This is a genomic window from Marinobacter salicampi (assembly GCF_011074795.1).
Lineage (GTDB): Bacteria > Pseudomonadota > Gammaproteobacteria > Pseudomonadales > Oleiphilaceae > Marinobacter > Marinobacter salicampi.
The window spans coordinates 1-26,425 of sequence record NZ_JAAMPF010000026.1; the positions used below are offsets into that span (position 1 = coordinate 1).

Here is a 26,425-nt window from a genome sequence, read left to right on the forward strand (position 1 = left end):
AGTTGGTAGAGCAGTTGGCTTTTAACCAATTGGTCGATGGTTCGAATCCATCACGACCCACCAAATAAGTGAAAATCTACACGCTCTGCACTGGCTAGAGTCGGGTTTTCACAGTAAAAGAGCCTTCGGGCTCTTTTTTTTTGACTAGGAACCCATACATAGTGTGTAAAGCCACTGTTCCTGTCATACGTTGCTACCTTCGATACGTAAACACCTTGGTGCGTGAATACTTCCGGTCCCGGTCCTGGTAACGATCAGGTGAGGATGGCCAACAGTAACAGGATATGTGGACAAACCCAGGGGCGCGGTCGCCGATCGGGCCCTGATTCAGCAAGATACGAGATCACACTGAATGAGCCGAGCAGACGACCGAATTCTGGTGCAGGAACACCTCGCCCATGAGTCAGAACCCAAGGCGCTGAACAGGGAGGAGCGTGAGCATCTGGAAGCCCGGATCCGTCAGGCCCTGAAGGACAGGGATGCGGTCCTGGTGGCCCATTACTATACCGACCCTGATATTCAGCGACTGGCCGAGGAAACCGGTGGCTGCGTCTCGGATTCCCTCGAGATGGCGCGCTTTGGCAATGCTCACCCGGCGTCCACCATCATCGTGGCAGGGGTCAAGTTCATGGGGGAGACTGCAAAGATTCTCAACCCTGAAAAGACGGTGCTGATGCCCACGCTCGAGGCTACCTGCTCGCTGGATATTGGTTGTCCGGCGGACGAATTCTCAGCTTTCTGTGACGAGCATCCCGACCGTACCGTAGTCGTCTATGCCAACACTTCAGCAGCAGTCAAGGCGAGGGCGGACTGGGTGGTCACCTCCAGCTGTGCGCCGGCCATCGTGGAAGCGCTGGACGCCCGGGGCGAGAAGATCCTCTGGGCCCCGGACAAGCACCTGGGCAGCTATATCCAGAAGGCCACCGGTGCTGACATGCTGCTCTGGGACGGGTCGTGCATCGTTCATGAGGAATTCAAGGCCCGCGGTGTTGAAGACCTCAAGGCCATCTACCCGGACGCCGCGGTACTCGTGCATCCCGAGTCTCCGGCCAACGTGGTTGATATCGCCGATGTGGTGGGCTCGACCTCTCAGTTGATCAATGCCGTCCAGACCATGCCCAACGAACAGTTTATCGTGGCCACCGACAACGGCATCTTCTACAAGATGCAGCAGCTTGCACCCAACAAGACGCTCATTGAAGCGCCAACCGCCGGTAGTGGTGCCACTTGCCGCAGCTGTGCCCATTGTCCGTGGATGGCCATGAATGGGCTGGAGAACCTGCTGCATGTTCTTGAACACGGGGGGCAGGAAATCACCGTGGACCCCGACCTTCGTGAGCAGGCTCTGAAGCCTCTGCGCCGGATGCTGGATTTCACTGCCAACATGGATCTGAAAGCGGTCGGTAATGCCTGACGCTTTTGACGCTCAGCCTGACTAGCTAGCTAACGGCTGCGTGCCAGCGCATCGGAAACCTGGGATAGGCGTTCGGTAACGATCTGCCTAAGAGGGGCGTCCGGTGGCACTTTTTCCTGTGCCTGCCTGAGTTGGCGTTCCGCCGACTCAAGATCGCCCATGAGGATCTCATACTCGGCCCTTGCCCTGTGCACCGCGACGATGTCGCGGGCCTGTCCGGCAGCCTCCGCCAGTTTGAGCCAGTAGTCCTCCCGGTGGGGGTAGTCACGGGTCAGGCTGCGCAGGTGTTCGGCAGCACGGGGCGCGTTGCCGGCCTTGAGTTCGGTCTCGGCCAGCGTGGCGGTAATGGGGCGATTGCCGGGGTTGCGTCGCAAGGCATCCTGCAACAGGTCCCGGGCCTCATCGGTTTTCGACTGGGCAATTAACGCTTGGGCCAGGGTCACCTGGTAGGTGATGCGGGCGGGGCGAGCGTCCAGAAGCTGCCTGAGTTTGGCTTCCGCCTCACCGGCACGGTCGGCAGCAAGATAGGCCACAGCCAGTCCATATTTGGCCGCATCCACTTTATCTGCGCCGTCGGTGTCCATGTATTCCTCGAAGGCCTTTACCGCATCCGTAGGCGAGCGGGCGTAGTGGACCTGCAGCCGTGCACGCACGAGATGATATTCCAGGGCATCTTCAACATCGGCAACAGGATACTGCTCGGCACGACCACGGGTGTCGGATACCCGACTCTGGCTGAGGGGGTGGGTCGACAGGTACTCGGGCACCTGATTACCCTGTAACCGGTTCTGACGCATCATGATTTCGAACATTTCCGGCATGCCCCGGGGGTCCATGCCTGCATCAGCCATAACCTCAAGGCCGACCCGGTCTGCTTCCTGCTCATTGGCTCGGCTGTACTGCAGCATGTTCTGTACCGCTAAAGCCTGAGTGCCGGCAATGGCAGCTATACCCACGTCAGATTTGGTAACCGCTGAAAGAATAATGCCCGCGATCATCCCGGCCATGGTCAGAGGCGCGCTGGTTTCCTGTTGTTCCAGGCGCCGGGCAAAGTGACGCTGGCTCAGGTGGGCAAGCTCGTGCGCGATCACTGACGCAAACTGTTGTTCCGTTCGTGCGTTGAGGAATAGCCCGCCGTTTACCCCAATGATGTTGCCTGGTACCGCGAACGCATTCAGTGCCGGGCTGTCAATCACGACCAGCGCCACCGATCTGTCCTGCAGGCTGACGGAGGGAAGCAGGCGGTAGACGATCGATTCCAGATAATCATGGACCAGGGGGTCCTGTATCTGGTCTGCGGACCGGCGCAGTGACCGCATGACCTGCTGGCCGATCTCGCTCTCCATCTGGCCGGAGATCAGGCCGCCGCCAACCCCGCCAAAGGTGGGCAGGGCATTGTCTTCAGCTGCTTGCAGCGCGGGCTGGAACAGAAGTGAGCCGGCTAAAAGCAGCGTTGGCGCCAGACGCCTGGTGGGGCGAAGTACCCTTAGAGGGGGAACGAACGTCATAGGTGGCCTGATATACTTCCAAGAGTCAGTGCATTGCCGCTTAGTCATCGGCATAATGCGGTTAAATAATCACGGCGACAGTATGCCTGTTACCACTATCAAATTTGCCTAAATCACTATGCCAGACAAAACCCTGGACACGTCCGGACTGCGTTGCCCGATGCCCCTGCTGAAAACCAAACTGGAACTCAATGCCATGACCCCCGGGCAGGAACTGGAGGTTATCTCAACGGACGCCGGTTCGGCGCGGGATATCCCGTCGTTCTTAAAGCTAACATCTCATGTGTTGGTAAGCACGTCGGAATCAGACGGTTATTACCGATTCCTTATAAGACGCGGACAGTGACGATTTGTTCCTCGGTCGCCGGAGACTTTGATGGTTAACATTTTACGGGGTCTTGCCCGGAAATACTTTTCCGATGAAGAAGCAATCATCCTTTTTCTGCTGCTGCTCTTCGGAACCCTGACAGTAATATTTCTCGGCCACATCCTGGCGCCTGTCATCGCGGCCATGATCATCGCGTTTATCCTCCAGGGGCTTGTTACCCGACTGGTTCTCTGGGGGATTCCAGAATTCGTCGCCATCCTTGGGGTCTTCCTGGTATTCCTGGGTACCCTGGTGGGCTTTCTGTTCGGGCTGCTGCCCCTGGTCTGGACCCAGGTGGCATCCCTGGCCGGCGAGACGCCACGAATATTCCGCGAGACCCAGGCGTATATTGAACTGCTGCCGGAACAATACCCGAACCTGGTGTCTATCGAGCAGGTGGATACCTTATTCCGTCAGTTGACGTCGGAGGCGGCGAGCATGACCCAGTGGCTTGTGTCCTTTTCCCTCGCCAGCATACCCGATGTTTTCGCCCTGCTGATCTATATGGTGCTTCTGCCGATACTGGTGTTTTTCTTCCTGAAGGACCGGGCTGTGCTCCTTGGTGCTCTCGCCAAGCTGCTGCCCAGCCAGCGACCGATGATGCTGAGGATATGGAATGAAGTGAACCTGCAGTGTGCCAATTACGTGCGAGGCAAAGCGGTAGAGATTCTGATCGTCGGCGGAGCCACCTACGTCAGCTTCAAGTTATTGGGCGTTCCCTATGCTGCCCTGTTGTCGCTGCTGGTCGGTCTGAGCGTGGTCATTCCTTACATCGGTGCCGCTGTCGTCACGGTGCCGGTCGCGATGATTGCCCTGTTCGCGTTCGGGTGGGGCAGTGAGTTCATCTGGGTTATGGTGGTCTATGGCATTATCCAGGGGCTGGATGGCAATGTGCTGGTGCCTTTGCTGTTCTCCGAGGTCAATAACCTCCACCCGGTTGTTATCATTGTGGCGGTTCTGTTCTTTGGCGGCATCTGGGGCCTATGGGGCGTATTTTTTGCCATTCCGCTGGCCACGCTCTTCAAGGCCGTATTCTCGGCATGGCCTGTCAATCACAAGGCAGACGCAGTGCGGTAGCGGCTCGTCTGGTTTATATTTGGTGCGGTCTCTTGTGTCAGTTCCCGGCCAACATTACCATTACCTTTTTATTCAGGCGGAGTCTTTATGATTACTGGTAGCCTTGTCGCACTGGTGACCCCCATGCACCCGGACGGGGAAGTACACTGGGAGCATCTGGACAACCTGGTGGACTTTCACATTGAAAATGGCACCCACGGTATCGTCGCCGTTGGCACCACCGGTGAATCCTCCACTCTGGACCCCGATGAGCATCTTGAGGTTATCGGCCATATCATAAAGCGGGTCAATGGCCGCATTCCCGTCATCGCAGGTACCGGCGGCAACTCTACCCGAGAGGCCATCGAGCTTACCCGGGAAGCCCACAAACTCGGCGCGGATGCCTGTCTTCTGGTAGTGCCCTACTACAACAAGCCAACCCAGGAAGGGCTTTACAGGCATTTCAAGGCCATCGCAGAGGCCGTTCCGGTCAACCAGATTCTCTATAACGTACCGGGCCGAACCGCCTGTGACATGCTGAATGAAACAGTTGAGCGTCTTGCTGATATCCCCAACATTATTGGCATCAAGGACGCTACCGGCAACATCCCCCGGGGCAGTGAGCTGATCCAGGCTGTGGCCGGACGCCTGGCTGTCTATTCCGGCGACGATGCCACCGCTGCCGACCTCATACTGGCCGGGGGCAAGGGCAATGTTTCTGTTACCGCCAACGTGGCCCCCGAGGGTATGTCCGCCCTGTGTGAAGCCGCGCTTGCGGGCAACCGTGAAGAGGTTGAACGGATCAACGAGTCATTGATGCCGTTGCACCGCAAGCTCTTCATGGAAGCCAACCCGATTCCCGTCAAGTGGGCACTGCAGCGCATGGGCCTGATTGGTGAAGGTATCCGCTTGCCGCTGACGCCACTGAATGAGAAGTTCCATGGCGATGTTGAAGACGCCCTGAAGGCGGCTGGTGCCCTCTGAAACCTTCCCCATTTCTGAATTCGTATTTCTGGAGTAACCGGATGGATGTGCAGTGCAAAAAGGTCCTGGCAGGCGCAGTGTGTGGCGTGTGGCTGCTGGCAGCCACCGGTTGCAGCTTCATTGAGGACCGTTCCGACAACTACGTAAACGAGCCCGAAGGCCAGCCCCTGAAAACACGGGACGGGGAACCCTTACCCCGTCAGCGAGAGGCGTTCCCCATCCGTGAGGTGGGCGTGGAAAACTCCGCCAAGCTCTCTCCCTCGGACATACCCGAGCCACCGGACATGACGGCTGAGATCCTTGACAGGAACTACGTCATTGAGGACCTGGGTGATCAGAGCTGGGTTCTGATCAACGAAGTACCCGGTCGTGTCTGGCCGTCGGTCTCGGCTTTCCTTAACGACAGCGGCCTGGGTGTAGCTTTTGACAGCACCCAGTTGGGTATTATCCAGAGTGAAGTGGCCACCTACAGCCGTCGCGCCCGTGACCTGCTTGAGCTATCCGACGCCGATGCGGATGGCAGGGTCACCCTGGTCCAGGCGCGGGTTGCACCCGGTGTCCGCCGTAAGACCACCGAAGTGCAGTTCCGGGTAAGGGAAGCTGAATCCGCTCCGGATCAGTTGCTGCCGTGGCGCAGTGAGTCCCGGTCACCGGAAGTCGAGCGCAAGCTGCTGGAATCCCTGGCGACTTTCCTCAAGAGCCGGGAAGATAACAAATCCTATTCCCGGGCTGCCCTGCGCATGTCCAATGCGCCCAAGGTAAAGCTGGTTTCAGAAGGGGAGAAGGCCGCTGGTATCGAGATGTCCATCTCTTATGAGCGGGCCTGGGCAGAAGTCCGGCGTGCCCTTGAGGAGGCTGAAATCCCCGTGGTCGACCTGGACCGTTCCGAAGGCAAACTTTACGTTGACTTCCGCTCCGAAGACGAGCGCTCTCCGGGCTGGTTCAGCTGGTTCCGGGAAGACCCCGAGCCTGAGTATACCTTTTACGTGAGGCTGACCGAGACTGGCGACGGCATTTTCTTGACCACAGGAAAAGCGGAAGATTACACGGGCAGTGACCGCTCCCAGAGGCTTCTCTCCGAGCTTTTCGAGTACCTCTATTAGGCTTTACCAGGGCAGGATTGGTTACTTTCGGGCATCTGTTAAATCGTACGGTGCCGGCTTTCAGCCGGCAGCCACTGGAGAAGATCAATGGAAAAGCGCGACGAGCTCTACGCCGGAAAGGCAAAGTCGGTCTACCGGACAGACGATCCTGATCGGTTCGTTCTTTTGTTTCGGGACGACACCTCGGCATTTGATGGCGAAAAGAAAGAGCAGCTCAACCGCAAGGGTATGGTAAATAACCGCTTTAATGCGTTCATCATGGAGAAGCTCGAGCAGGCGGGCGTGCCCACCCACTTCGAGGGTTTGCTGTCTCCGACTGAGTCCCTGGTAAAGAAACTGGATATGATTCCGGTAGAGTGTGTGGTGCGTAACGTCTCCGCAGGCAGCCTGTGCCGGCGCCTGGGCGTTGAAGAAGGCCAGACCCTGACTCCGCCCACCTTCGAGCTGTTCCTGAAGAATGACGCCCTCCACGACCCCATGGTGAACGAGTCCTTGGTAGTCACGTTCGGTTGGGCCAATACCGCGGAACTGTCACAAATGAAAGCACTGACTTATAAAGTCAACGATGTGCTCAAGTCCCTGTTTGAAGATGCCGGGATGCTCCTGGTTGACTACAAGCTCGAGTTCGGGCGTTCCGAAGGGGCCATTGTCCTGGGGGATGAGTTCAGCCCGGACGGCTGTCGGATCTGGGACAAGGCGACCCGCAAGAAGATGGACAAGGACCGTTTCAGGCAGGGTCTTGGTGACGTCATCGAGACCTATGAAGAAGTCGGTCGGCGGCTTGGTATCCAGTTTGACTGAAAGCCATACCGCCAGCCCAACAAAAACTGAGGTGATTTATGCGTAAACTGTTTCTGGCGGTATCGTCCGTCGCTCTTGTCACGCCTTTTGTGGCTTCAACTGCCAGCGCTGACATCGTTGGCCTGGGCGCCAATGTCAGCTACTGGGATTCCGGCCTGAGTGGCAAGGCCACCACCAATGGGGATCAGGTTGATATTGAAAACGATCTGGACCTGAGCAGTGATAGCAACGCCAATCTTACAGCCTACCTGGAGCATCCTCTTCCCCTCCTTCCCAACGTCCGGCTGAGTTATGTTTCCACCGAACACACCGGTACCGGCAATCTTGGGGTGAGGTTCGATTCTATCGGTGCAGGTGCCGATGTCCGGTCTGATCTGGACCTCAGCCAGCTGGACCTGACCCTGTACTACGAAATTCTGGACAACTGGGTCAACCTGGACGCCGGCCTCACCGTCAGGAAGCTCGACGGTGAACTGCTGGTTCAGGAAATCGGTGGTACCCAGGCCAGCGAAACCGACATCGATGGGGTGCTTCCCATGGGCTATCTTGCCGCCCGTTTTGACCTTCCTTTCTCGGGTGTTTCGGCCGGCGCCGAAGGTAACTTCATCAGCTTTGACGGGGACTCCGTCTATGATGTGACCGCCTACGGCCAGTATGAGATCTCGCTGCTGCAGCTCCGTGCCGGTTACCGGCAGATGGCGATCGATTATGAGGATGGCAACGACCGCCTTGATATCGAGCTGGACGGGCCTTTCATAAGTGCGGGCGTGACTTTCTGAGTCAGCCTTTGGCAACGCCTCCGGTAATCTGTCGTTAGCCGCTGCAGGCAACTAAAAAGAGCGCTCTTGTAGCGCTCTTTTTTATGACCAGTGCCTCGGGCCAAGTTCTTGCAAATGTTCAGGGTGCGTTCGGGCACTGCTATTCTGTAAACTGTGCCTTCCATAAAACCCCTTCGATTGAACTCGGGAGAGTGTCTTGAAAATTCTGGTCACCGGGACTGCCGGCTTTATTGGTTCACACCTCGCCCATCGCCTCCTTGATAGAGGTGATGAAGTCATTGGTGTCGATAATGTTAACGACTATTACGACGTGACTCTCAAGGAAGCTCGCCTGGCCAGGCTCAAGGACAAACCGGGGTTCAAAGAGGTGCGGCAGGACGTGTCCGACCGCGCAGCCATGGCAGCGCTGTTTGAGGAGCACAAGCCCGAGAGGGTAGTTCATCTGGCGGCGCAGGCCGGGGTCCGGTACTCGATCGAGAACCCGAATGCCTACGTGGATGCCAATCTTGTCGGCTTCATGAATATCCTCGAGGGCTGCCGACACAACCAGGTCAAACACCTGGTGTACGCATCAAGCAGTTCGGTATACGGTGCAAATGAAGCCATGCCGTTCTCCGTCCATGACAACGTAGACCACCCGCTGAGTCTGTACGCCGCCTCCAAGAAAGCCAATGAACTGATGGCCCACACCTACAGCCATCTCTACCAACTGCCCACCACGGGCCTGCGCTTTTTCACCGTATATGGCCCTTGGGGCCGACCCGACATGGCGCTGTTCATTTTCACCAAAAAAATACTGGCCGGCGAGCCCATTGATGTCTTCAATCACGGCAACCACCGCCGGGATTTCACCTACATCGACGATATTGTTGAGGGCGTTATCCGTACGCTGGACAACGTGGCCACCCCCAACGAGCAGTGGTCAGGCCAGAACCCGGACCCGGGCACAAGCATGGCCCCTTACCGCCTGTACAACATAGGCAGCAACAATCCGGTGGAGCTCTCGCGTTTTATCGAAATCATCGAAGAGCGCGTGGGCCGCAAGGCCGAGAAGAACCTGCTGCCATTACAGCCTGGAGACGTGCCCGCCACCTATGCCAACGTGGATGCCTTAATTGATGACGTGGGGTACAAGCCTGCAACACCGGTGGAAGAGGGCATTGCAAACTTTGTGGACTGGTATCGGGACTACTACAAGCTATGAAGCGTCAATATTCCTTACATGCTCAGCGCTGCCTGTAACCGCTGACCCCTGCAGGGAGTACATTTAAGTACGGCTTTATGCTTTTGGGGCCCTGGCAGGGCCCTTTTTATTGTCTGCCAAACTAACTGCCAACGGAAAGATCTCTGCTCAACTGTGTTCCTCACCTAATTATTGTGGATGTGTCATAAGTTTTTACACCTATTCGCGCCTCGCCATGGAATTGAGAATGTCAATTACATTTTTTAAATATGAATCAATAATATGGGTTTTCTGGTGCCGATCTTGCTATGGCATCGTCGCTTCGGCATTGCAGTAAAAACTTTGAACGCCATTGTTGGTTTGTCGTTGCACGATGCATCTATTTTCTTAAGGAGAAGAAGAATGAAACTAAGAAGTTTAATGCTAGCGCTCGTCGCTGCTGTTGGCATGGGCTCACTGCCAGCGCAGGCAGTACCTGTTGATCTGGAACTGGTGCTCGCTGTTGACGTGTCCTCCAGTGTTAACAGCATTGAATACGCAGGCCAGCGGGACGGCTATGTAAATGCGTTCAATGATAGCTCGATCCAGAACACCATCCTGGATACAAGCGAAGGCCGTCTCGGCCGCATCGCTGTTACCTATGTTGAATGGTCCAGTGCCTTCTCACAGCAGCAGCGAGTAAGTTGGTCCCTGATCGACAGCATCGAATCGGCTCAAACCTTTGCTAGCTCCATAAGTGGCCTGACGCGTAGTTTTGGCGGTTCTACCGGTATCGGCGCAGCCATTGAGTATTCCTCAAGTCTGTTCAGTTTCAATCAGGACACCGGATACGAAGGAGCACGGAAGGTCATCGATATATCCGGTGACGGGCGTAATAACTCAGGGGTGGCCCCTTCTGTCGCCAGAGATAACGCTTTGACTGCCGGGGTCAGTACGATCAATGCGATTGCGATTCAGGACGAGGATCTGGAAGACTATTTCGTCAATAACGTCATTGGCGGAGATGGTGCCTTCGCTACCTTTGCCTCAAATTTCGAAGAAGACTTTACCAATTCGATCGGAGACAAGATCTTCCGCGAAGTTACCGGCGGAGATCCAGTTGCGGTTCCCGAGCCCGCAACCCTGGGCCTGTTGGGCTTAGGCCTGCTGGGCGTATTTGCCGGCCGTCGCAAGGTCTGATGTACTGATTGCTGATAGAGTCCCGATCGGGGCTCTATTTCCTGTTTTCTCCAACTCTACCCCAACTCTGCCCCTGATTAGCCCGTAGTCCTTCCTCTGACGTAAGTCGTGCTGGTGCTCTGTAGAAGTCTCAGCAGCGTCTGACAATGACCGGTTGATAAAAAAGCTGGGCGTTGGAACCTATTCGACTCTTGTACGTTATGCAATGACACACGACCTGTTGTAGCGGAAATCTGGATTTAGCTCCGGCCGTGCTAAGCCATTGGCAGGTTATCGTGATTTTTCATCAAGAGGCTCACCGTGTAACATTAGCGCCTGGATTTATAATAATCCTCATATATCAGGTGTTGTTGTAACACTTCAGGGAAATGATAAACGACAAGGAACGCTCATGCCTGACCAGAAGACTCATGCTCCTAAACCCTACGTGACCGTTATCGAACCGCATACGGGGTGGCGCTCAGTTGATTGGAAGGAACTTCGCGAGTACAAGGATCTGTTCTTTTTTCTGATCTGGCGGAATATCAAGGTACGTTACGCCCAGAGCTCCATTGGCGTCGGCTGGGCGGTACTTCAGCCCCTGGCCTCGATGCTGGTGTTCACGGTTATCTTCGGAAACCTGGTCGGTGTGGAGTCGGATGGTGCCGCCTATGGGCTGTTCGCCTTTGTCGCGCTGGTACCCTGGACCTACTTTGCCAACAGCCTCACCGAAGGCACCGCAAGCATGGTCACCAACTCCGGCATGATCAGCAAAATCTACTTTCCGCGTCTAATCATGCCCCTTGCCATCATTGGTGCCCGCATGGTGGATTTCTTTATCTCCATGGTCATTCTCGGGATACTGCTGCTTTTCTACGGGGTTATGCCCAACAGCGGTGTGATCGTGCTGCCGCTGCTCATCGTCATGCTGACCATAAGCGCCGCCGGCCTGGGCCTGTGGCTGACGGCTCTGGCCATCCAGTATCGCGACATCAACTACGGCATGAGTTTCGGCGTGCAGTTGCTGATGTACGCAGCCCCCGTGGTTTACCCGACCAGCATGATTCCTGAGCGCTTCCAACTCCTGTACGCCCTGAACCCCATGGTCGGGGTTATTGAAGGCTTCCGGGCGGCTCTCCTGGGCACCCGCGACATGCCATGGGACTTTATTGCCATCGGTGCTGTTGTTTCCGTCGTGCTCTTCGCCAGCGGGGTAATGTATTTCCGCCGCAAAGAACACGTGTTCGCAGATGTAGCCTGATAACAAGGACCTGATAACAAGGACCTGATTACAAGGAATAGTCACGATGTCCGATATCGCAATCAGAGTAGAGAATCTGGGCAAGGCCTACCGTTTGGGTAGTGAGACCGAACAGGCCGAGACCTTTGTCGAAGCCGGCCTGAATCTGATCAAGGCGCCCCTGCGCAATTTCCGCAAGCTGAGAAACCTTGATACCTTTTCAACAGACCGCAGTGCAGACGACATCCTGTGGGCGCTCGATGACGTTTCCTTCGACATCCGGCGTGGGGAAGTGGTCGGGTTTGTGGGACGTAACGGGGCCGGCAAGTCCACCCTGCTCAAAGTCCTGTCCAGAATTACTGAGCCGACCACCGGACGCATCGAGATCCACGGCAGGGTCTCGAGCCTGCTGGAAGTGGGTACCGGGTTCCACCCGGAGCTGACGGGCCGCGAGAACATCTACATGAACGGTACAATTCTGGGTATGAAAAAGGCCGAGATCGACCGGAAATTCAACGAAATTGTCGAATTTTCTGGGGTCGAACGCTTCCTGGACACACCGGTCAAGCGCTACAGTTCCGGCATGAAAGTCAGGCTGGCGTTTTCCGTGGCGGCCCATCTCGAACCCGAGATTCTGATCATCGATGAGGTGCTGGCGGTGGGTGACGCCGAGTTCCAGAAAAAATGCCTCGGCAAGATGGAAGAAGTGGCTGGCAGCGGCCGTACGGTTCTGTTCGTCAGCCACAATATGGCTGCGATACAGAACCTGTGTGGTCGGGCCATCAGCCTCAAGGCCGGTCTGGTCGTGGACGACGGACCCACCAAGACCGTGATCGAGGACTATCTTGCACGGTTCAAGTCGGAGGCGACCAGTGGCTTCCACAATAACGCTGACCGCAAGATCCTGTCGTCTACCCAGGTCACCGACGGGCGCATGCTGAACAGTAAGGGTGTGGCCACGCAAGCCCCTTGTGCCGGTGAGCCCACGATTTTCGAACTGGACTATAAAACCTCGGAAAAGTCCGTGGATGCGATTTTCGATATTGTCATCGCCAACCAGCACAATGTCGCGGTGACCCAGATGCGGACAGAGCCTCCGATTCAACTGGGCAAAGAGGGAACTGTCAGGCTGACTCTGGAAGACACGCCTCTGCCTATAGGAAAGTACACGGCGACGGTGACAGTGAAGGACGCCCGCAGCTTCAAGAACATCGACAAGGTACCCAGTGCCTTCAGTTTCGAAGTGTTCATACTGAAAGACTTCTTCCACCTGGAACGGGTCAATACCCAGTATTGCAGCACGTTGTCCAGGCAGAAGGTTGAGCACATCACCGAGCGCCAGGAAGAGCAGATTGAAGAGGCGAATCCGGCGAACTGAGAAGCTCCACAACCCGGGTCGTTTTTTAAAACCCTGACTGCGACTGCCTGCCAAATAAGTCCGGGTGGGGGGAGCCTTCTGGTTGCTCGCTGCTGATCGCCCACGTCTTTTATTACGAGGCCAACGGCTACATGGACCGAAGTCGAAACAAGGTTGTTTTTGTTCCCCAGTGGAACCAGCAGAATCCCTATCAGGATTGTCTGGCCTCTGCTTTGGAAAAAAAGGGATTTTCCGTAACGCTGGATAACTACCCTAAACACGCCAATGTTTTTTCAGCTATTGCAGATAAGTATCCTGACGCCGGGGTTATACATATCCATTGGATAGCCCCGCTTTTCAACCGGTTATTTTTCAGTAAAAACCGGTTTAAAAGCGAGGCGCGTTTTCTTATATACGCGTTGAATATGGTGCTGGATATCCGCAGGGCAAAACGCAAAGGCGTGAAAATCGTCTGGACGGTTCATAACCTGAGCAACCATGAATCGAAGAACCCGAGGATGGAATTGAAGTTCCGTCGCCTGTTGGCCAGAAACGCAGACGTTCTCTGCTTTCACAGTAAAGAGGCCCAAGAACTGGTATACCGTGAGTACAATCTCAGCGCCCGCCAACCTTTTGCCATAACGCAGCATGCCTGTTATCAACCGTCCGATCCTGCGGGCACGTGGGAAAGTGCCACGTCCAGGGAGGAATACGCCCTGGGGCACGACAAATTCGTTTTCCTCTTCTTTGGGCAGATCCGCAAATATAAGGGCGTCAAGCAGCTCATAGAGTCCTTCAGGACACTGGAAGGCAGCCATGTTCAGCTTGTGATCGCAGGCCACATAGTGCCCAGTGAAGAGGAGTGGATTACCAGGGAGGCAGCCAAAGACCCGCGGATTATCCTGAAAAACCGTTTCCTGGGAGATGAAGAGCTCGGGCGACTGATCAACGCCTGCGACATTGTGGTGTTGCCTTATGCACGCACCCTGAGTTCAGGGTCCGCCTTGCTGGCAATCAGTTACGGAAAGCCCTTGATTCTGCCAGAGAGCGGTAAAGTCATTGGCGTACCGGGCGAGCGCGGAGCCATCTATTTTGGCGGCAGCTACACCCTGACGGACGCGATGGACAATGCTTCCACGGCGGACCTGCAACCCCAGGGGGCCTATAATCTCGCGTTAGCCAGAGAGCTGACCTGGGAAAAAATGACGGAGACCCTGCCACTCCACTACCTGGGGCAGATGCCGTGAGCACCCCCTGAAGCGTTGTCCTACCACCGGTGTACCTGCTATCCCGTATCTTATCTACCACCGTATTCAGCCTTTAACGAGGCCGCCCCGCACGTAAATCAGGGCGCCGCGGCTCATTTTGGGTATTTGCCGGCATAGCCGGAGGATTTCTGTCGGGCCGGGATAAGCGTTGGAAAGGCATAGTTAAAGGCAGCAAGCATCGCCTTCAGTCTCGTAAGAGACAAGGCGGGCTTGATCAGACGGGTCAGGCTCTCTGTGTAGATTGAGCCTGCGGTAGCCGAGAAATGATGGGTTATGGTCGGACCAATCCGGTTGAGGGTTTTCAGGCTCTTGAAGTATTCCAGGTGCTCTGAAACCTCCTCGGGAGCCCTGGCAAACCAGCAGCCTTTGAACGGCTCGGAATAGATGACGTAACGACTTCTGGCAAGGGCCTCGAGTACCATGCGAGGCATACCGTCGTGCTTGGTGATCCGTAACAGAACGCCGACCTCTGGCCAGACATGCTCGAGGTTGTCGACCCACCCGAGACTCGTGACGTTGGGGTAGTGTTGCAGAGAGTGTGACTCGTCGCCTACCACGTAAAACTGCAGATCCGGGTTGGCTTCGACGGCATTGATCAGTACCTCTTCACCATAAAACGTCCGGCGTTTGGTGGGCAGATACGTGAGCACGCCCTTGGGCAATTCAGCCGCGGGGGCACTTTCGATCTCCTTGAGATCACAGAGCGAGGGCACATACTCAGCCTTTATTCCGATGTCCCGGAGCTCGGTTACCAGGTGAGGGGAGACGGCTATGTTCAGATCCACGGCGTGGTCCACCGCCCGGGCGGCACTCATGGTCTCTTCGGACGCCAGGCAATTAAGAACATCAGTGCCAACCCACCAGCGCACGACGGCGCAACCCAGCAGTTTCGCCCTGTACAATTGGCGTTGCAGGTAATGACCGTCGCCAATCTGGTATCGGATGAAAATGAGTGCCTGGCTTCGCAGTGCCAGGTTCAGCCACTTTGTTGTGTCGGCGCTTAAAGAATCCCCCGCAAGCAGTACGTCAATGCCTTGATCCTGGAACTCTTTCGCCAAACCATGGACGGGGTCAGAGTAATCGGCGCTCCCCTGGGCAAGAAGCACGCGTTTTAACAACAAGTTTTTGTTTGCTTCGGGCTTCATGGACATGACGGATCCGTTCATAGTTTTATCCTCCCTGGACATCACCAGGCCAACTCTCTCCCGAACCATAGCGGGTCCTGGACCAATCGTTCCTACCTTCTGCTGCGGCTACTGCCAGACAGTCGCGTGTTGAGGCCCTGAAAATTGCCGGCAGCATGACGGGCCCGGTCAACGGTCGCCCGCAATACCCTCAGGGGTCCGAACGTACTGATTAATATGTCCCGGGCTCCCCATGCCCTGGGGGCCAGCATAAGAGCCCGGAAAGCCAGCTTTCGGGCTCCCCATGCGTCGTTCCAGTCCGGCACCAGGCTCCGACGCGCACTGGTTATCAGGAACAGGTGGGCAAGCCCGGCTTTTCGCATCTCCGTGCCATGTTTTTCATAGAATCGGGCGCGGGCGTCAAGGTTTGCCTTGATATTGAGTGAGCGTCGCTTCTGATTCTCTCTGCCTTCGAGGGGCGCCCGAAAATCGTTGTAACGAATCAGGGGCGTTGAGACGACGTCCGTCTTATACCAGCGGCAAATACGTAGCCAATAATCATAATCCTCGATGGCCGGCAGATGCTCATCAAAGAAGCCGACCCGGGCGATGACGTTCCGACGGATCATTATGTTCGAGCCGCCGCCATGGAGAATATTTCTCACCAGCAGCTCTCGATACAGATCACCCCGGGCAGAAGGTACCTGCAGCGTATAGCTGCCATCGTCGGCTACGGTTTCTACGCCCGTGTAAACCAGGCCGACCTCAGGTGAAGAGCGACGGAAGAGCTCAATCTGGAGCGCAAGCTTTTCCGGAAACCATTCATCGTCATCGTCGAGAAAGGCGATGTACTGTCCCCGGGCCTCTCGCAGGCCACGGTTTCGGGCGGCGGCCACGCCCTGGTTTTCAGGCTGACGCAGATAGTGCAGGCGAGGATCCTGGAATGATTCAACCACAGCGGCGGGGTCATCGTCTGAGCAGTCATCCACAAGGAGCACTTCGAAGTCAGGATAAGACTGCGCGATCACGCTCTCGAGGGTGCGCTGTAGGAGATGGGCGCGGTTATAGACCGGAATGATGACACTGACCGTAGGCCGATGGGGCGCGGTAGGCCAGGTCAGGTCCACGTCCTTTATTGCCTTATCCCGATCTGCGAGCATTTGCCCGGCCATCTCAAGGCCGAACGAGATTTCGCCCGGCTCTTCCGGGTTCCCGCTGCCCGGCCGTGTTTGGCCGATAGCCTCTTGTGATTTCCCAGGGCGGGCCAGAAGACGATCCCATGGCGACGGGGCGTAATGCGCTTTTCTCAGGCCAGCCTGCTGCGACAGAGCGGAATAGTACGTTGAGGCGTCTTTCTCGATAATTTCAAAAGCACGGGCCAGGGCATCTCTGTAGCCCTCGAGCCGGCCCTGCTCCTCAAGGGTTGCGGCAATCTTTTCAATCACGGCCAACCGCCCCACCAGGCCTCCATAGGTGGCCTTTTTGCCACTCAGGGATACCTCGCCTTCCGGTAGCACTCTGTAATAGGCCGTGCCTGAGGAGGTTTCCATCAAAGGGACGCCCTGGGCAAGGGCTCTCATGACAAGGTCACCGTCATCATTGACCGTGGTTTCCTCATCCCATCGGCCGCTTTGCTCAAAGGCGCTTTTCGACCATAGCAGGGCACAGGGCGGGTAATACCAGCCGGTCAACCAGGCCGCCAGGGCATCCTGTCCGGCACGTCTTGGGGCACAGGTGGCGGGCCGGCCGGTCCATTGCCCATCCACAAGCTTGAGCCGGCGCCATGGGCAGGCTGCAATGCCGTCCGGTTGGCTGAACAATGCCGTCGCCAGAGCTGACAGCGCATCCGGAGCCAGCACATCATCGGCATCCAGGAACATGATTGCGTCAGCTTCAGACAGCGACGCACCAATATTCCGGGTCCGGGCAGCGTTGCCGGACCGCTCCGAGTGAACCCTCACCTGTCCTTCACAGGCGGCTTCAAATTGCCGCGCAATGGCAAGGCTACCGTCAATGGAGCCATCGTCAACCACGATGATCTGGTGGGGTGCGCGGGTCTGCTCCAACACAGAGCCAAGTGTCTGAGCCAGATACCGTTCGGCGTTATAGCAGGGGATGATTACGTCGATTTTCATGCCGCGCCCCTCAGGAGTGTTCCAGAGGTCGGGTAGCAGACGGCCGATCCGTCCGGGGTAAAATCTCAGTAACTCGCGACGGGTCCACCTTCAGATCTTTTTCCAGGGGGTGGACGTCACCAAGCGACTCGGCCCGCGCCAGGGAATAGCGATGGCCAAGGGCAGACGCCAGGGCATAGAAATTCGGATTCGGGAAGCTCAGGTCCGCGATCTCGACAATGTGGGCGCCCTCAGGACAGAACAGCATATTGGTGAGACCAGCGCCATGGGGTGCCACAAGCACCGCGGTCTCGCTCATGAGACGGACCTGGTCTTCAAAGGTCATGTTCTCCATGAGCACGCGCTCGAAGCCCTGGGGTTCAAGCAGGGCCCAGATCTCCTCTTCATTGACCAGCCGGCGGCGGGCGGCATGCAGCCGGCTTATGAAGACCTTTCTGTGGGGCTTTACCGCCTCGTTAATGCCGAAGGCCTGTGGAACCATTCGCAGGAGCTCTGGCCTGAACCGGTCAGTTCCCATAATCGTCAGCTCTTCGACAAAAAGCGGCCGCGCCGGGTCGTAAGTCTGAAACTGTTCCGGCTTAAGGCCCAGCATGCGCAGACAGCCGTCGATAGCAGCGGAGCGCTCCGGTGGCAGTATGACCTGGTCGAGCATGCCTTTTTCCCGGAGAAGCAGAAGCTTGGGCAGATGAGCGGTCAGCCAGTGAGAGTGATTATGGTAGACCCGCTCGATAAACCAGGTGGCCCTTTTCAGTCTGGCGGGTTCAGGTGACTGGCGGAGTGTTTCCGCATGCATGGGCCTGAATCGGACTTCCCGCATGTCAAAGGCCCGTGAGTCCCGGTTCAGGATCGCCGGATAAAAGTCGTTTTCCTGTTCAGGATTCCGATACCAGGTGATAAGGCAGTCCGGCACGGTCGCCATGAAGGTCTCGCCACTGATACGGTGTGGCACGTCCCGAAAGGAGTAGCCCCACCAGCCCCGGTCGTCCGGCAACTCATCAGGGGAGCTGAAATTATCCGGCAGCGGATTGGACGCAACGGCTTCAGGGTGAACGGTTTCATAGTGCCCTGCAGTGGTATCACCTGAATGCCGGCCAAAGTACTCAGGAACACTCTCCCGGATCACCCCTCGGTAACCGAACCACCTGGGGGGAGCTCCCCGCTTTACACTGGCAGCCGCTACCCGGTCCCATTTTGCCTGGGCATTCGGAACGAACCGGTCGAGGAAACCCTGTCCTTGCGAAGTCATACTGCGTCCTTCTTTGTTGAATCCGAGAGCGTCAGTGTGGCCGGGTAGCGGGGCGGCACCAGATCTGGAGCGCCAGCCGAACAGGCCGGGCAGGGCGAAGCAGCCCGACAGTTATTGAAGGGCAAGACAGTGAGCCGGGTGAATGCTTTCGTGACAGAGGCCGGGCTGGTCTTTGGCCGGGAGTAAAGCCGCGCCAGGGTTGCCACTGTCTGATAGGAAATAATTGCAGATGCCCCGGAACCGGTTTGTCCCAGGTCCGGGCTATACATTGCCCGATGATCTGCAGTGTCTGCCACGTATCGCATGTCTTCATCCATGATCAGGTCGGGCCCTAGAGCAGGGTGACTCCCGTATTGGCATCTTGCCGTTTGATCCGCTACTGCATATTCACTACTGACGGCGGTGCATCGCCTTTAAGCGTTCCAAACTCTCCGTTTTATTTAAACGCAAATAAAACCGTATATAAACTCTATAGTCTAAAGAACCATGTGTCCACAGTGCCAGATACGGCCTGACTGGCTAAACTTTGCGCCTTTTCGGCCCCGCGGGGAAATGTTTATCCGTTGTTTCGATACAGACAGACAAACGAAGTCCAAGCCCGAAATGCCGGGCACGTCGATAGTAATCCCACAAGCTATAGGCCTGCCAGATGCCTAAGTCCTTCTGGCGCAGTGCCAGCCCCGCGGGCCGCTCTCTGGCGGGGGCGCAACATCTGGGTCAGATCAGCTATGGAAAGTGTTTTCATGAATGCCACCGTTTATGGTGTTTAGCAAATGGCGGTGCCCTGTTCCCGGTTGATTCGCGCCACGATGGTGGCAATTTCCTCCACTAGCAACGGCGCCGGGTCCAGCGAGGGTTAATCCAGCAGGATTACGGTCATTAAACTGATCCGGCTGAGGCTGGCCGGCGTTGGTTCTGACCTCAGGCAAGGACATCGGTTTTGTGTTACGGTAGTGGCTCTTATTTACCAAAACAGTCCAAAGGACAGCAACGCGCTGCCTTTCCCGACCACCTCGAGCGCTCCCTCTTCTGGCGACGCTTCGATACCTTGCAATTCGGCCGACACGGCTAGAACGACGATTTTCCGCCCTGAAGCGAATTGCCTGTAGCCCTTGGCAAAAGGAGCCTCCGGTTTTTTACGCCCGCAGTTAATCCTGCATTTGGCGCGCGTCTGTGTGGACCGTTTCCACCGGGCTATGGGGCCGCATTGCTGGCACAGCGGTGCCCAGCCACAACTATTTTTTCGCCCAAACGAGCACGCTCTCGCTAGTTCGGACGACGTACATCCTGATAACAGAGGAACATTATGAGCTTTAGAATCGCCATTCTAGGGGCCGGCCCAAGTGGACTTGCCCAACTACGTGCCTTCGAAGCGGCACGCCTCGCCGGTACCGATATTCCCGAGATCGTCTGCTTTGAAAAGCAGAGTGATCTGGGCGGATTATGGAACTACACCTGGCGCACCGGCCTTGATGCCTACGGTGAACCCGTGCACGGCAGCATGTATCGCTACCTCTGGTCGAACGGACCGAAAGAATGCCTGGAGTTTGCAGACTACAGCTTCGAGGAGCATTTCGGCCGGCCCATTCCCTCCTACCCGCCCCGGGCGGTACTCCGTGACTACATCATGGGGCGAGTCGAGAAGAGCGGTGCGCGACAGTACATCCGTTTCAATACCTCGGTTCACTGGGTCGACTATGCAGAAGAAACCGGCAAATTTGCGGTCACCGTAAGGGATCTCAAAGAGGACCTGCTGTGCACCGAAGAATTCGACTATGTGGTAGTGGCGACCGGTCATTTCTCTACACCTAACGCGCCTTATTTCGAAGGTCTCAACCAGTTCCCGGGCCGCGTCATGCATGCCCATGACTTTCGCGACGCCTGCGAATTCGCCGGCAAGGACCTGCTGCTTATCGGTAGCAGCTATTCCGCCGAGGACATCGGCACCCAGTGCCATAAATACGGCGCGAAATCGGTCACCTTCAGCTACCGCAGCCAGCCCATGGGCTTCGACTGGCCAGACTCTTTCAAGGAAGTGCCACTGCTCACCAAGGTGGTCGGCAAGACGGCCCATTTCAAGGATGGCAGCAGTCGGGATGTGGATGCCATCATTCTCTGCACCGGCTACCAACACCACTTCCCGTTCCTGCCGGACGAGCTGACTTTGAACACTCATAACCGGCTCTATCCAGAGGGCCTGTACAAGGGCATCTTCCTGGAGAAAAACCCAAAGCTGGTATTCCTGGGAATGCAGGATCAGTACTACACCTTCAATATGTTCGATGCCCAGGCATGGTACGCACGGGACGTTATCCTGGACCGAATCACCCTGCCGGACGAGTCAGCCATGGCCGCCGACAGAGTGGACTGGGTCAGCCAGGAACAAGGAGTCGACAATCCGTTCCAGGCGATCGACTTCCAGGCCGCCTATATCCGTGATCTGTTGCAGCCGACCGATTACCCCACCTTCGACGTCGAAGGCGTGGCGGAGATTTTCAAGCAATGGGAACATCATAAAGAAGCGGACATTCTCGGTTATCGCAATAAGAGCTATCGCTCAACCCTCACCGGAACCCTGGCGCCAACCCACCATACGCCGTGGATGCAGGCGATGGACGATTCCCTCGAAACCTTCCTCAGCGAGGAGCCGGAAGTCGAACATCACAGCACCGCCTGAAGATAATCCCTCGTCTTCAAGAGGGTGTTCAGTGAGTCCAGAATTGATGTCGCTGGCTGGAAACAGTACGTCGAGCGCGTTTTTATAAAAATGCGATCAGGCGTAAAGCGACTCAATCACATCCGTGTATTTTTCATAGATTTTACTCCGACGCACCTTCATGGTGGCCGTTACTTCGTCATCGTCATGGTCTAGTTCCTTGGTGAACAGGTGGAAACGCTTGATCTGCGCCACCTGGGGCAGTTGCTCGTTGCCTTTGTTCACTTCCGCCTCAATCAGTTCGTTTACCCGCTGCTGCTCGGTCAGGCTGCGGAAGGTGGTATAGGCAATCCGCTCCTGCTCGGCCCACTTCGCAACCGTGTCGAAATCAATCTGGATCAGGGCGGAGACATACTTCCGGGCCTCGCCAATCACGATGCATTCCTTGATGTAGGGGCTGGCCTTGATGGTGTTTTCGATCTCGGTGGGGGAAAGGTTCTTGCCACCGGCAGTAATGATGATGTCTTTCAGGCGGTCAACAATCTTGAGCTGGCCGTCCCGCCACTCGCCCACATCACCGGTGTGCAGCCAGCCGTCTTTCAGGGTTGCAGCGGTTGTTTCCTCGTTCTTGTAATAGCCCTTGAACATGCTGCCACCGCGCATGATGATCTCGTTATGCTCGCCGAGCTTGACTTCCACACCGGCAATTGCAACACCCACGGTTCCGAGATGCACGTTATCCACCGGTTGAGCGGTTGCAACGCCTGTGCTTTCCGTCTGGCCGTAGACTTCTACCAGAGGAATCCCCATGGTCCGGAAAAATTCCAGAATACCGGTGGAAATGGGGGCGGCTCCGGTCATCGCGAGGGTGCAACGGCGCAGGCCGATGAAATTCTGCAATGCGCGGAATACCAGCCAGTAGCTGAGGCTGTAGAGACACTTTTCTTTCAGGCTCCACTGCGCACGGGGCCTGGTAGCGGTGGGCGAACACACCCGGATCGCCCAGTTGAAGAGTGCCCTCCGGAATCGTCCGGTTTCCTGGATCTTGATATAGATGGAAGAATGCAGCTTCTCCCATATTCTGGGGACCCCCAGGAAAAAGGTCGGCGCAATTTCCCGCAAATCCTCCTGAATTGTCCGCAGGCTCTCACCGAAGCTGACGGAACTGCCCGCGTAAACCGGCCCGATGTTGGTGACCGCCTGCTCTGCCACATGGCATAGCGGGAGGTAGGAAAGACAGGAGCCATGCTCGTCTGCCTGCAGCAGCTCAATAAGGCCGGGGGCTGCGGCATGAAGGTTACCCCAGCTGATCATGGCACCCTTCGGCCGACCGGTAGATCCGGAGGTGTAAACCATGAGGGCGGTGTCATCCATCTGCTGGCCATTCAGCAATTCATCCGCCAGCCCGGGATCGCCTTCTTCAAACTCTCGGCCTCTGGCTTCGACATGTTCGAACGCCGTCGGTGGCTTCGGGTAATAGCCAAGACCCTTCATATCAATGGCGATGGTGTACTTCAGCTTTGGCAGGTCGGGCCAGGCTTGCAGCACCTTGTCAGTCTGCTCCTGATCCTCACACACCACAATTTCTGCATCGCTGTGCTCAAGGACGTAGGCCACCTCGTTCCATGGACTGGTCGGATAGACGCCCACACAGATGCCCCGGACTATGCCTATACCCATCTGGGCAATGACCCACTCCACCCGGTTTTCCGAGATGATGGCCACATGGCCACCTTCCTGGAGCCCCAGTGCATGGAGTCCCAGCCCGAAATGCCGGGCCCGCCGATAATAATCCTGCCAGGCATAGGCCTTCCAGATGCCGAAATCCTTCTGTCGCAGAGCCAGCGCGTCGGGCCGCTCTTTGGCGTGGGCCCGCAACATCTGGGTCAGGGTCAGATCGGGTATGGAAGGTGTTGTCATGAAAGCCACCGTTTGCGGCGTTTGTAGTGCTTGATGTCACGGTAACTGCGGGCTTCGCCTTCCTTGCCACCCACCCCGAGGTAGAACTCCCGGACATCCTCGTTGGCGGTAAGTTTATCAGCCGGCCCGTCAATCACGATCTTGCCGTTTTCCATAATGTAACCGTAGGATGCGATCGCCAGGGAAACGGCGGCGTTCTGTTCCACCAGCAGAATGGCGGTGCCCTGCTCCCGGTTGATTCGCGCCACGATGGTGAAAATTTCTTCCACCAGCAACGGCGCCAGGCCCAGCGAGGGTTCATCCAGCATGATCAGCCGCGGCTGGGCAATCAGTGCCCGGCCAAGGGCCAGCATCTGTTGCTCGCCGCCGGACAGGTACCCCGCCAGTTGTTTGCGACGCTCCCTCAGTCGCGGAAAGTAGTTGTAGACCAGTTCATAGCTGTCACTCAGGGATGGCTTATTGCCAGTGAGTGCATAGGTGGCAGCAATCAGGTTCTCTTCCACCGTCAGGTCTTCAAACACACGGCGGCCTTCCATCACATGAAACAGTCCGTTGCGCACCAGTTTTTCGGGCGGTGTGCCCTTTACATCCTTGCCCTGGAAACGCACCTCCCCGGCGGTAACTTCGCCGTTTTCGAGGGTCAACAGGCCGGAAACACTTTTCAGTGTGGTGGACTTGCCCGCGCCGTTGGAGCCGAGCAGCGCCACAATGGCACCCTCCGGTACCCGCAGTGACAGGCCCCGCAGGACCTGCACCGACTTGTTGTAAACCACCTCGATGTTATCGATTTCCAGTAAGGCTTTCATACAGCCCCTCAGTCGAGGTGAATCCAGTCCGATACTGGCTCGTAACGGCCTGCTTCGGCATTGACCCTCCAGATACGGCCAACCGGAAAAGACATGTCCCTGACGGTTACCGGTATGCCGATGATGCCGCCTGTGTCCCAGTCTTCGATGGAGGCCAGTGCCTCAGCCATGTTGTCAGCGGTCAATTCCTTGTCGGCGTCGAGGGTACGCTTGATGACCTCGGTCCAGACCATGGCATTGAACCAGGCCTGCATGTAGCCGGTCGGGCGGTAATCAGCCTCCGGGTCGCTCTTCTCGGCCTGAGCCCTGAGCGCGTCAAGCATCGGCCCGCTTTCTTCGCTGTCATAGTAGTTGTAGGGCATAACACCCATGTAGCCGTCCGCATCCGCGCCCATCTTGTCGATGATCAGCTTGTCCGAAGACCAGAAGGTACCCATGAATTTGGTATCCAGCCCCATCTGGCGCATCTGCACCATGAACTCGTTGATCGGCGACAGAACGTAACCGTGGAATACCACGTAATCCGGGCGGACCCGGCGCAGCTTCAGGATTTCAGAGGACACGTCCACGCTACCGGGTTTGGTGACGATGTCCTCAACCACCGCGATACCCAGCTCGGCGGCGCGGGCCTTGCCATTCTCGATCGGGTCCTTGCCAAACTCGGTGTCGCTGTAGACAAAGGCCACCGTTGGCATGTCCCCACCTTCACCTTGGGAAGCGATGTATTCCAGGATAATGCCGAACATCTGGCTGTAGTTGGGTCCCGGGATAAACTGATAGGGGTATTGCTCGTTATCCGTCAGAGCAGTCGCGAAGGACGCTCCGCTCATCAGGGTATTGCCCTGGCTGTTCAGCTCCGAGGCGATGGCCTTCATGAACCCGGTACTGTCCCCGTAATAGGTGGCCGGTGATTCACTGCCGGAAATTTTCTTGAAGGCAGCCACCGAGCGGTCCACTTCGTACGCAGTATCTTCCATCACGTACTTCACCTGATGGCCATTGATGCCACCCTCGCTGTTGATCCAGTCGGTGTAGTCGGTCAGCCCCGCATGGATGTGAATCCCGGCAAAGGCAAACACCCCGGACAGCGGAATGGAGCCGCCGAACACGATAGGTTCCTTGTCCTGGGCCATGGCCGGAGCCGCCACTGTCAAGGCAGCTACCAGGCCGCCAAGCCCGGCAAGCCTGCGGCCTTTGTTAAGTATGTTTCTGAACATGTTTCTTCTCCTTGCTGCTTCTTGTTGTTGGTGGTGCATCGGTTGTCGTTGAAACACGGTTAATTCTTGAACGGCCACAGGTGGAAGAAACGGCGGATGCGATGCCATATCTCCGCGAGGCCATGGGGTTCGAAAATCAGAAAGCCCACAATCAGGGCACCAAAAATGATCTCCAGCATGGGCGACATGAACACAGGAGCGTTTGGATAGAACGGTGTTAGGGCCGAAGTCAGCAGTTTCAATGCTTCCGGCACCAGCGTCATAAAGGCCGCGCCGAGTATGCCCCCCAGCAGGTTGCCCATGCCTCCCACAATGACTGCTGCCAGGTAAAAGATCGACATGGACAACGGAAAACTCTCCGGTGTTACCACCCGGTAGAAGTAGGCGAACAGACCTCCGGCTATGCCAGCGTAGAAGGAGCTCAGCGCAAAGGACATCAGCTTGTATCGCAGCAGGTCAATACCAAGAATCTCTGCAGAAATGTCACGGTCCCGAATGGCAATGAAAGCCCGACCGATCCGGGTCCGGAATACATTGGCGGCGGCGAGCACCATCAGCACCGCCAGCGGCACAATGACGAAATACATCATGAAATCACTCTGGAAAGACCACCCGAACAGGTGCGCCGGCTCCAGACTCAAGCCGCCCATGCCGCCGGTCACCGATTCCCACTCTGCGAAAATGAAATGCAGGAAAACGCTGGCCGCCAGGGTGGCAATGGCCAGGTACAGTCCCTTGACCCGCAGTGAGGGCAGGCCCACCAGAATACCTACAGCGGCGGCCATGAACCCAGCAAGCAACAGGGTTACCGGGAACGGCAGGCCGGTATTGACGGAGAGCCAGGCCACCGTATAGGCGCCAACCCCCATAAAGCCTGCCTGGCCCAGGGAAATCAGGCCGGTAAAGCCGGTAAGGATATTCAGGCCAGTGGTGCTGATAACAGCAATACCCACCAGGCATCCCAGGTACAGAAGGTAGGAATCCGCCATAAACGGAAACACCAGCAGAAACAGCAGGGAAAGACCAAACCAGAACTTCTGGGTAGACGTGGTCCAGATCGCCTCATCGGCCTCGTAAGTCTGTTTTGCGTCACCAATCCGCAT

At 56.6% G+C, this 26,425-nt stretch carries 22 protein-coding genes; 13 read left to right on the forward strand and 9 right to left on the reverse strand.

All coding sequences use genetic code 11. The annotated features are described in order from the left end of the window. The first annotated feature begins 352 nt into the window (after positions 1-352). Complete coding sequence (gene nadA / locus G7W63_RS14250) at positions 353-1,414, forward strand: quinolinate synthase NadA (RefSeq protein ID WP_166259467.1); 1,062 nt, start codon at positions 353-355, stop codon at positions 1,412-1,414. A 29-nt stretch (positions 1,415-1,443) separates the two neighbouring features. On the opposite strand, the gene G7W63_RS14255 is transcribed toward nadA, so the two are convergent. Next, on the reverse strand, positions 1,444-2,922 hold the full coding sequence (locus G7W63_RS14255) for a M48 family metalloprotease (RefSeq protein ID WP_166259470.1): 1,479 nt from the start codon (positions 2,920-2,922) through the stop codon (positions 1,444-1,446). A 118-nt stretch (positions 2,923-3,040) separates the two neighbouring features. Here G7W63_RS14255 and G7W63_RS14260 point away from each other — a divergent pair, with 118 nt between their 5' ends. The 11 genes from G7W63_RS14260 (at position 3,041) to G7W63_RS14310 (ending at position 14,197) form a co-directional block, all read left to right on the forward strand. After that, entirely contained in the window at positions 3,041-3,268 is a 228-nt protein-coding gene (locus G7W63_RS14260) for a sulfurtransferase TusA family protein (protein ID WP_166259473.1), read from the forward strand. A 30-nt stretch (positions 3,269-3,298) separates the two neighbouring features. Next, entirely contained in the window at positions 3,299-4,366 is a 1,068-nt protein-coding gene (locus tag G7W63_RS14265) for an AI-2E family transporter (RefSeq protein WP_166259476.1), read from the forward strand. Positions 4,367-4,453: 87 nt separating this feature from the next. Beyond that, positions 4,454-5,329: a 4-hydroxy-tetrahydrodipicolinate synthase gene (dapA, locus tag G7W63_RS14270; protein ID WP_166259479.1), complete on the forward strand. Its 876-nt coding sequence runs from the start codon at positions 4,454-4,456 to the stop codon at positions 5,327-5,329. Positions 5,330-5,370: 41 nt separating this feature from the next. Beyond that, on the forward strand, positions 5,371-6,432 hold the full coding sequence (bamC, locus tag G7W63_RS14275) for an outer membrane protein assembly factor BamC (protein ID WP_166259482.1): 1,062 nt from the start codon (positions 5,371-5,373) through the stop codon (positions 6,430-6,432). Between the two features lie 87 nt (positions 6,433-6,519). Further along, positions 6,520-7,233, forward strand: coding sequence for a phosphoribosylaminoimidazolesuccinocarboxamide synthase (gene purC, locus G7W63_RS14280; protein WP_166259484.1), 714 nt, complete (start codon positions 6,520-6,522; stop codon positions 7,231-7,233). 38 nt (positions 7,234-7,271) lie between these two features. Further along, entirely contained in the window at positions 7,272-8,012 is a 741-nt protein-coding gene (locus G7W63_RS14285; protein ID WP_166259487.1) for a TIGR04219 family outer membrane beta-barrel protein, read from the forward strand. Positions 8,013-8,208: 196 nt separating this feature from the next. Then, the gene (locus G7W63_RS14290) at positions 8,209-9,216 is read left to right on the forward strand and encodes an NAD-dependent epimerase (RefSeq protein ID WP_166259489.1); all 1,008 of its coding nucleotides are present in this window, start codon (positions 8,209-8,211) and stop codon (positions 9,214-9,216) included. Between the two features lie 261 nt (positions 9,217-9,477). Continuing rightward, positions 9,478-10,374: a DUF1194 domain-containing protein gene (locus tag G7W63_RS14295; RefSeq protein WP_166260210.1), complete on the forward strand. Its 897-nt coding sequence runs from the start codon at positions 9,478-9,480 to the stop codon at positions 10,372-10,374. Between the two features lie 391 nt (positions 10,375-10,765). Then, positions 10,766-11,614, forward strand: a complete 849-nt coding sequence (locus G7W63_RS14300) for an ABC transporter permease (RefSeq protein WP_166259492.1) — start codon at positions 10,766-10,768, stop codon at positions 11,612-11,614. 46 nt (positions 11,615-11,660) lie between these two features. Continuing rightward, positions 11,661-12,971 (forward strand): ABC transporter ATP-binding protein, encoded by a 1,311-nt coding sequence (locus tag G7W63_RS14305; RefSeq protein WP_166259495.1) that lies wholly within the window; start codon positions 11,661-11,663, stop codon positions 12,969-12,971. A 131-nt stretch (positions 12,972-13,102) separates the two neighbouring features. Then, positions 13,103-14,197 (forward strand): glycosyltransferase, encoded by a 1,095-nt coding sequence (locus G7W63_RS14310; RefSeq protein ID WP_166259498.1) that lies wholly within the window; start codon positions 13,103-13,105, stop codon positions 14,195-14,197. Positions 14,198-14,310: 113 nt separating this feature from the next. On the opposite strand, the gene G7W63_RS14315 is transcribed toward G7W63_RS14310, so the two are convergent. The 4 genes from G7W63_RS14315 to G7W63_RS14330 all read right to left on the reverse strand — a co-directional run bounded on the left by G7W63_RS14315 (position 14,311) and on the right by G7W63_RS14330 (position 19,040). Beyond that, positions 14,311-15,384: a glycosyltransferase family 4 protein gene (locus G7W63_RS14315; RefSeq protein WP_166259501.1), complete on the reverse strand. Its 1,074-nt coding sequence runs from the start codon at positions 15,382-15,384 to the stop codon at positions 14,311-14,313. A gap of 71 nt (positions 15,385-15,455) precedes the next feature. Beyond that, positions 15,456-17,477 carry a glycosyltransferase family 2 protein gene (locus G7W63_RS14320; protein ID WP_166259504.1) on the reverse strand — a complete coding sequence of 674 codons (2,022 nt, stop codon included), beginning with the start codon at positions 17,475-17,477 and terminating at the stop codon, positions 15,456-15,458. Between the two features lie 10 nt (positions 17,478-17,487). Continuing rightward, positions 17,488-18,723, reverse strand: a complete 1,236-nt coding sequence (locus tag G7W63_RS14325; protein WP_166259507.1) for a glycosyltransferase family 61 protein — start codon at positions 18,721-18,723, stop codon at positions 17,488-17,490. Then, on the reverse strand, positions 18,720-19,040 hold the full coding sequence (locus G7W63_RS14330) for a hypothetical protein (protein ID WP_166259510.1): 321 nt from the start codon (positions 19,038-19,040) through the stop codon (positions 18,720-18,722). The genes G7W63_RS14325 and G7W63_RS14330 overlap by 4 nt, the downstream gene beginning before the upstream one ends. 989 nt (positions 19,041-20,029) lie before the next feature. On the opposite strand from G7W63_RS14330, the gene G7W63_RS14340 reads away from it, so the two are divergent. Continuing rightward, positions 20,030-21,400: a flavin-containing monooxygenase gene (locus G7W63_RS14340; RefSeq protein WP_166259513.1), complete on the forward strand. Its 1,371-nt coding sequence runs from the start codon at positions 20,030-20,032 to the stop codon at positions 21,398-21,400. A 96-nt stretch (positions 21,401-21,496) separates the two neighbouring features. On the opposite strand, the gene G7W63_RS14345 is transcribed toward G7W63_RS14340, so the two are convergent. The 4 genes from G7W63_RS14345 to G7W63_RS14360 are packed head-to-tail and all read right to left on the reverse strand — an operon-like array spanning position 21,497 to position 26,425. Further along, a complete protein-coding gene (locus G7W63_RS14345) occupies positions 21,497-23,299 on the reverse strand; it encodes an AMP-dependent synthetase/ligase (RefSeq protein ID WP_166259516.1) in 1,803 nt (600 codons plus the stop codon). After that, complete coding sequence (locus G7W63_RS14350; protein WP_166259518.1) at positions 23,296-24,105, reverse strand: ABC transporter ATP-binding protein; 810 nt, start codon at positions 24,103-24,105, stop codon at positions 23,296-23,298. The genes G7W63_RS14345 and G7W63_RS14350 overlap by 4 nt, the downstream gene beginning before the upstream one ends. A gap of 8 nt (positions 24,106-24,113) precedes the next feature. After that, on the reverse strand, positions 24,114-25,322 hold the full coding sequence (locus G7W63_RS14355; RefSeq protein WP_166259521.1) for an ABC transporter substrate-binding protein: 1,209 nt from the start codon (positions 25,320-25,322) through the stop codon (positions 24,114-24,116). A gap of 59 nt (positions 25,323-25,381) precedes the next feature. Further along, a complete protein-coding gene (locus tag G7W63_RS14360) occupies positions 25,382-26,425 on the reverse strand; it encodes a branched-chain amino acid ABC transporter permease (RefSeq protein ID WP_166259524.1) in 1,044 nt (347 codons plus the stop codon).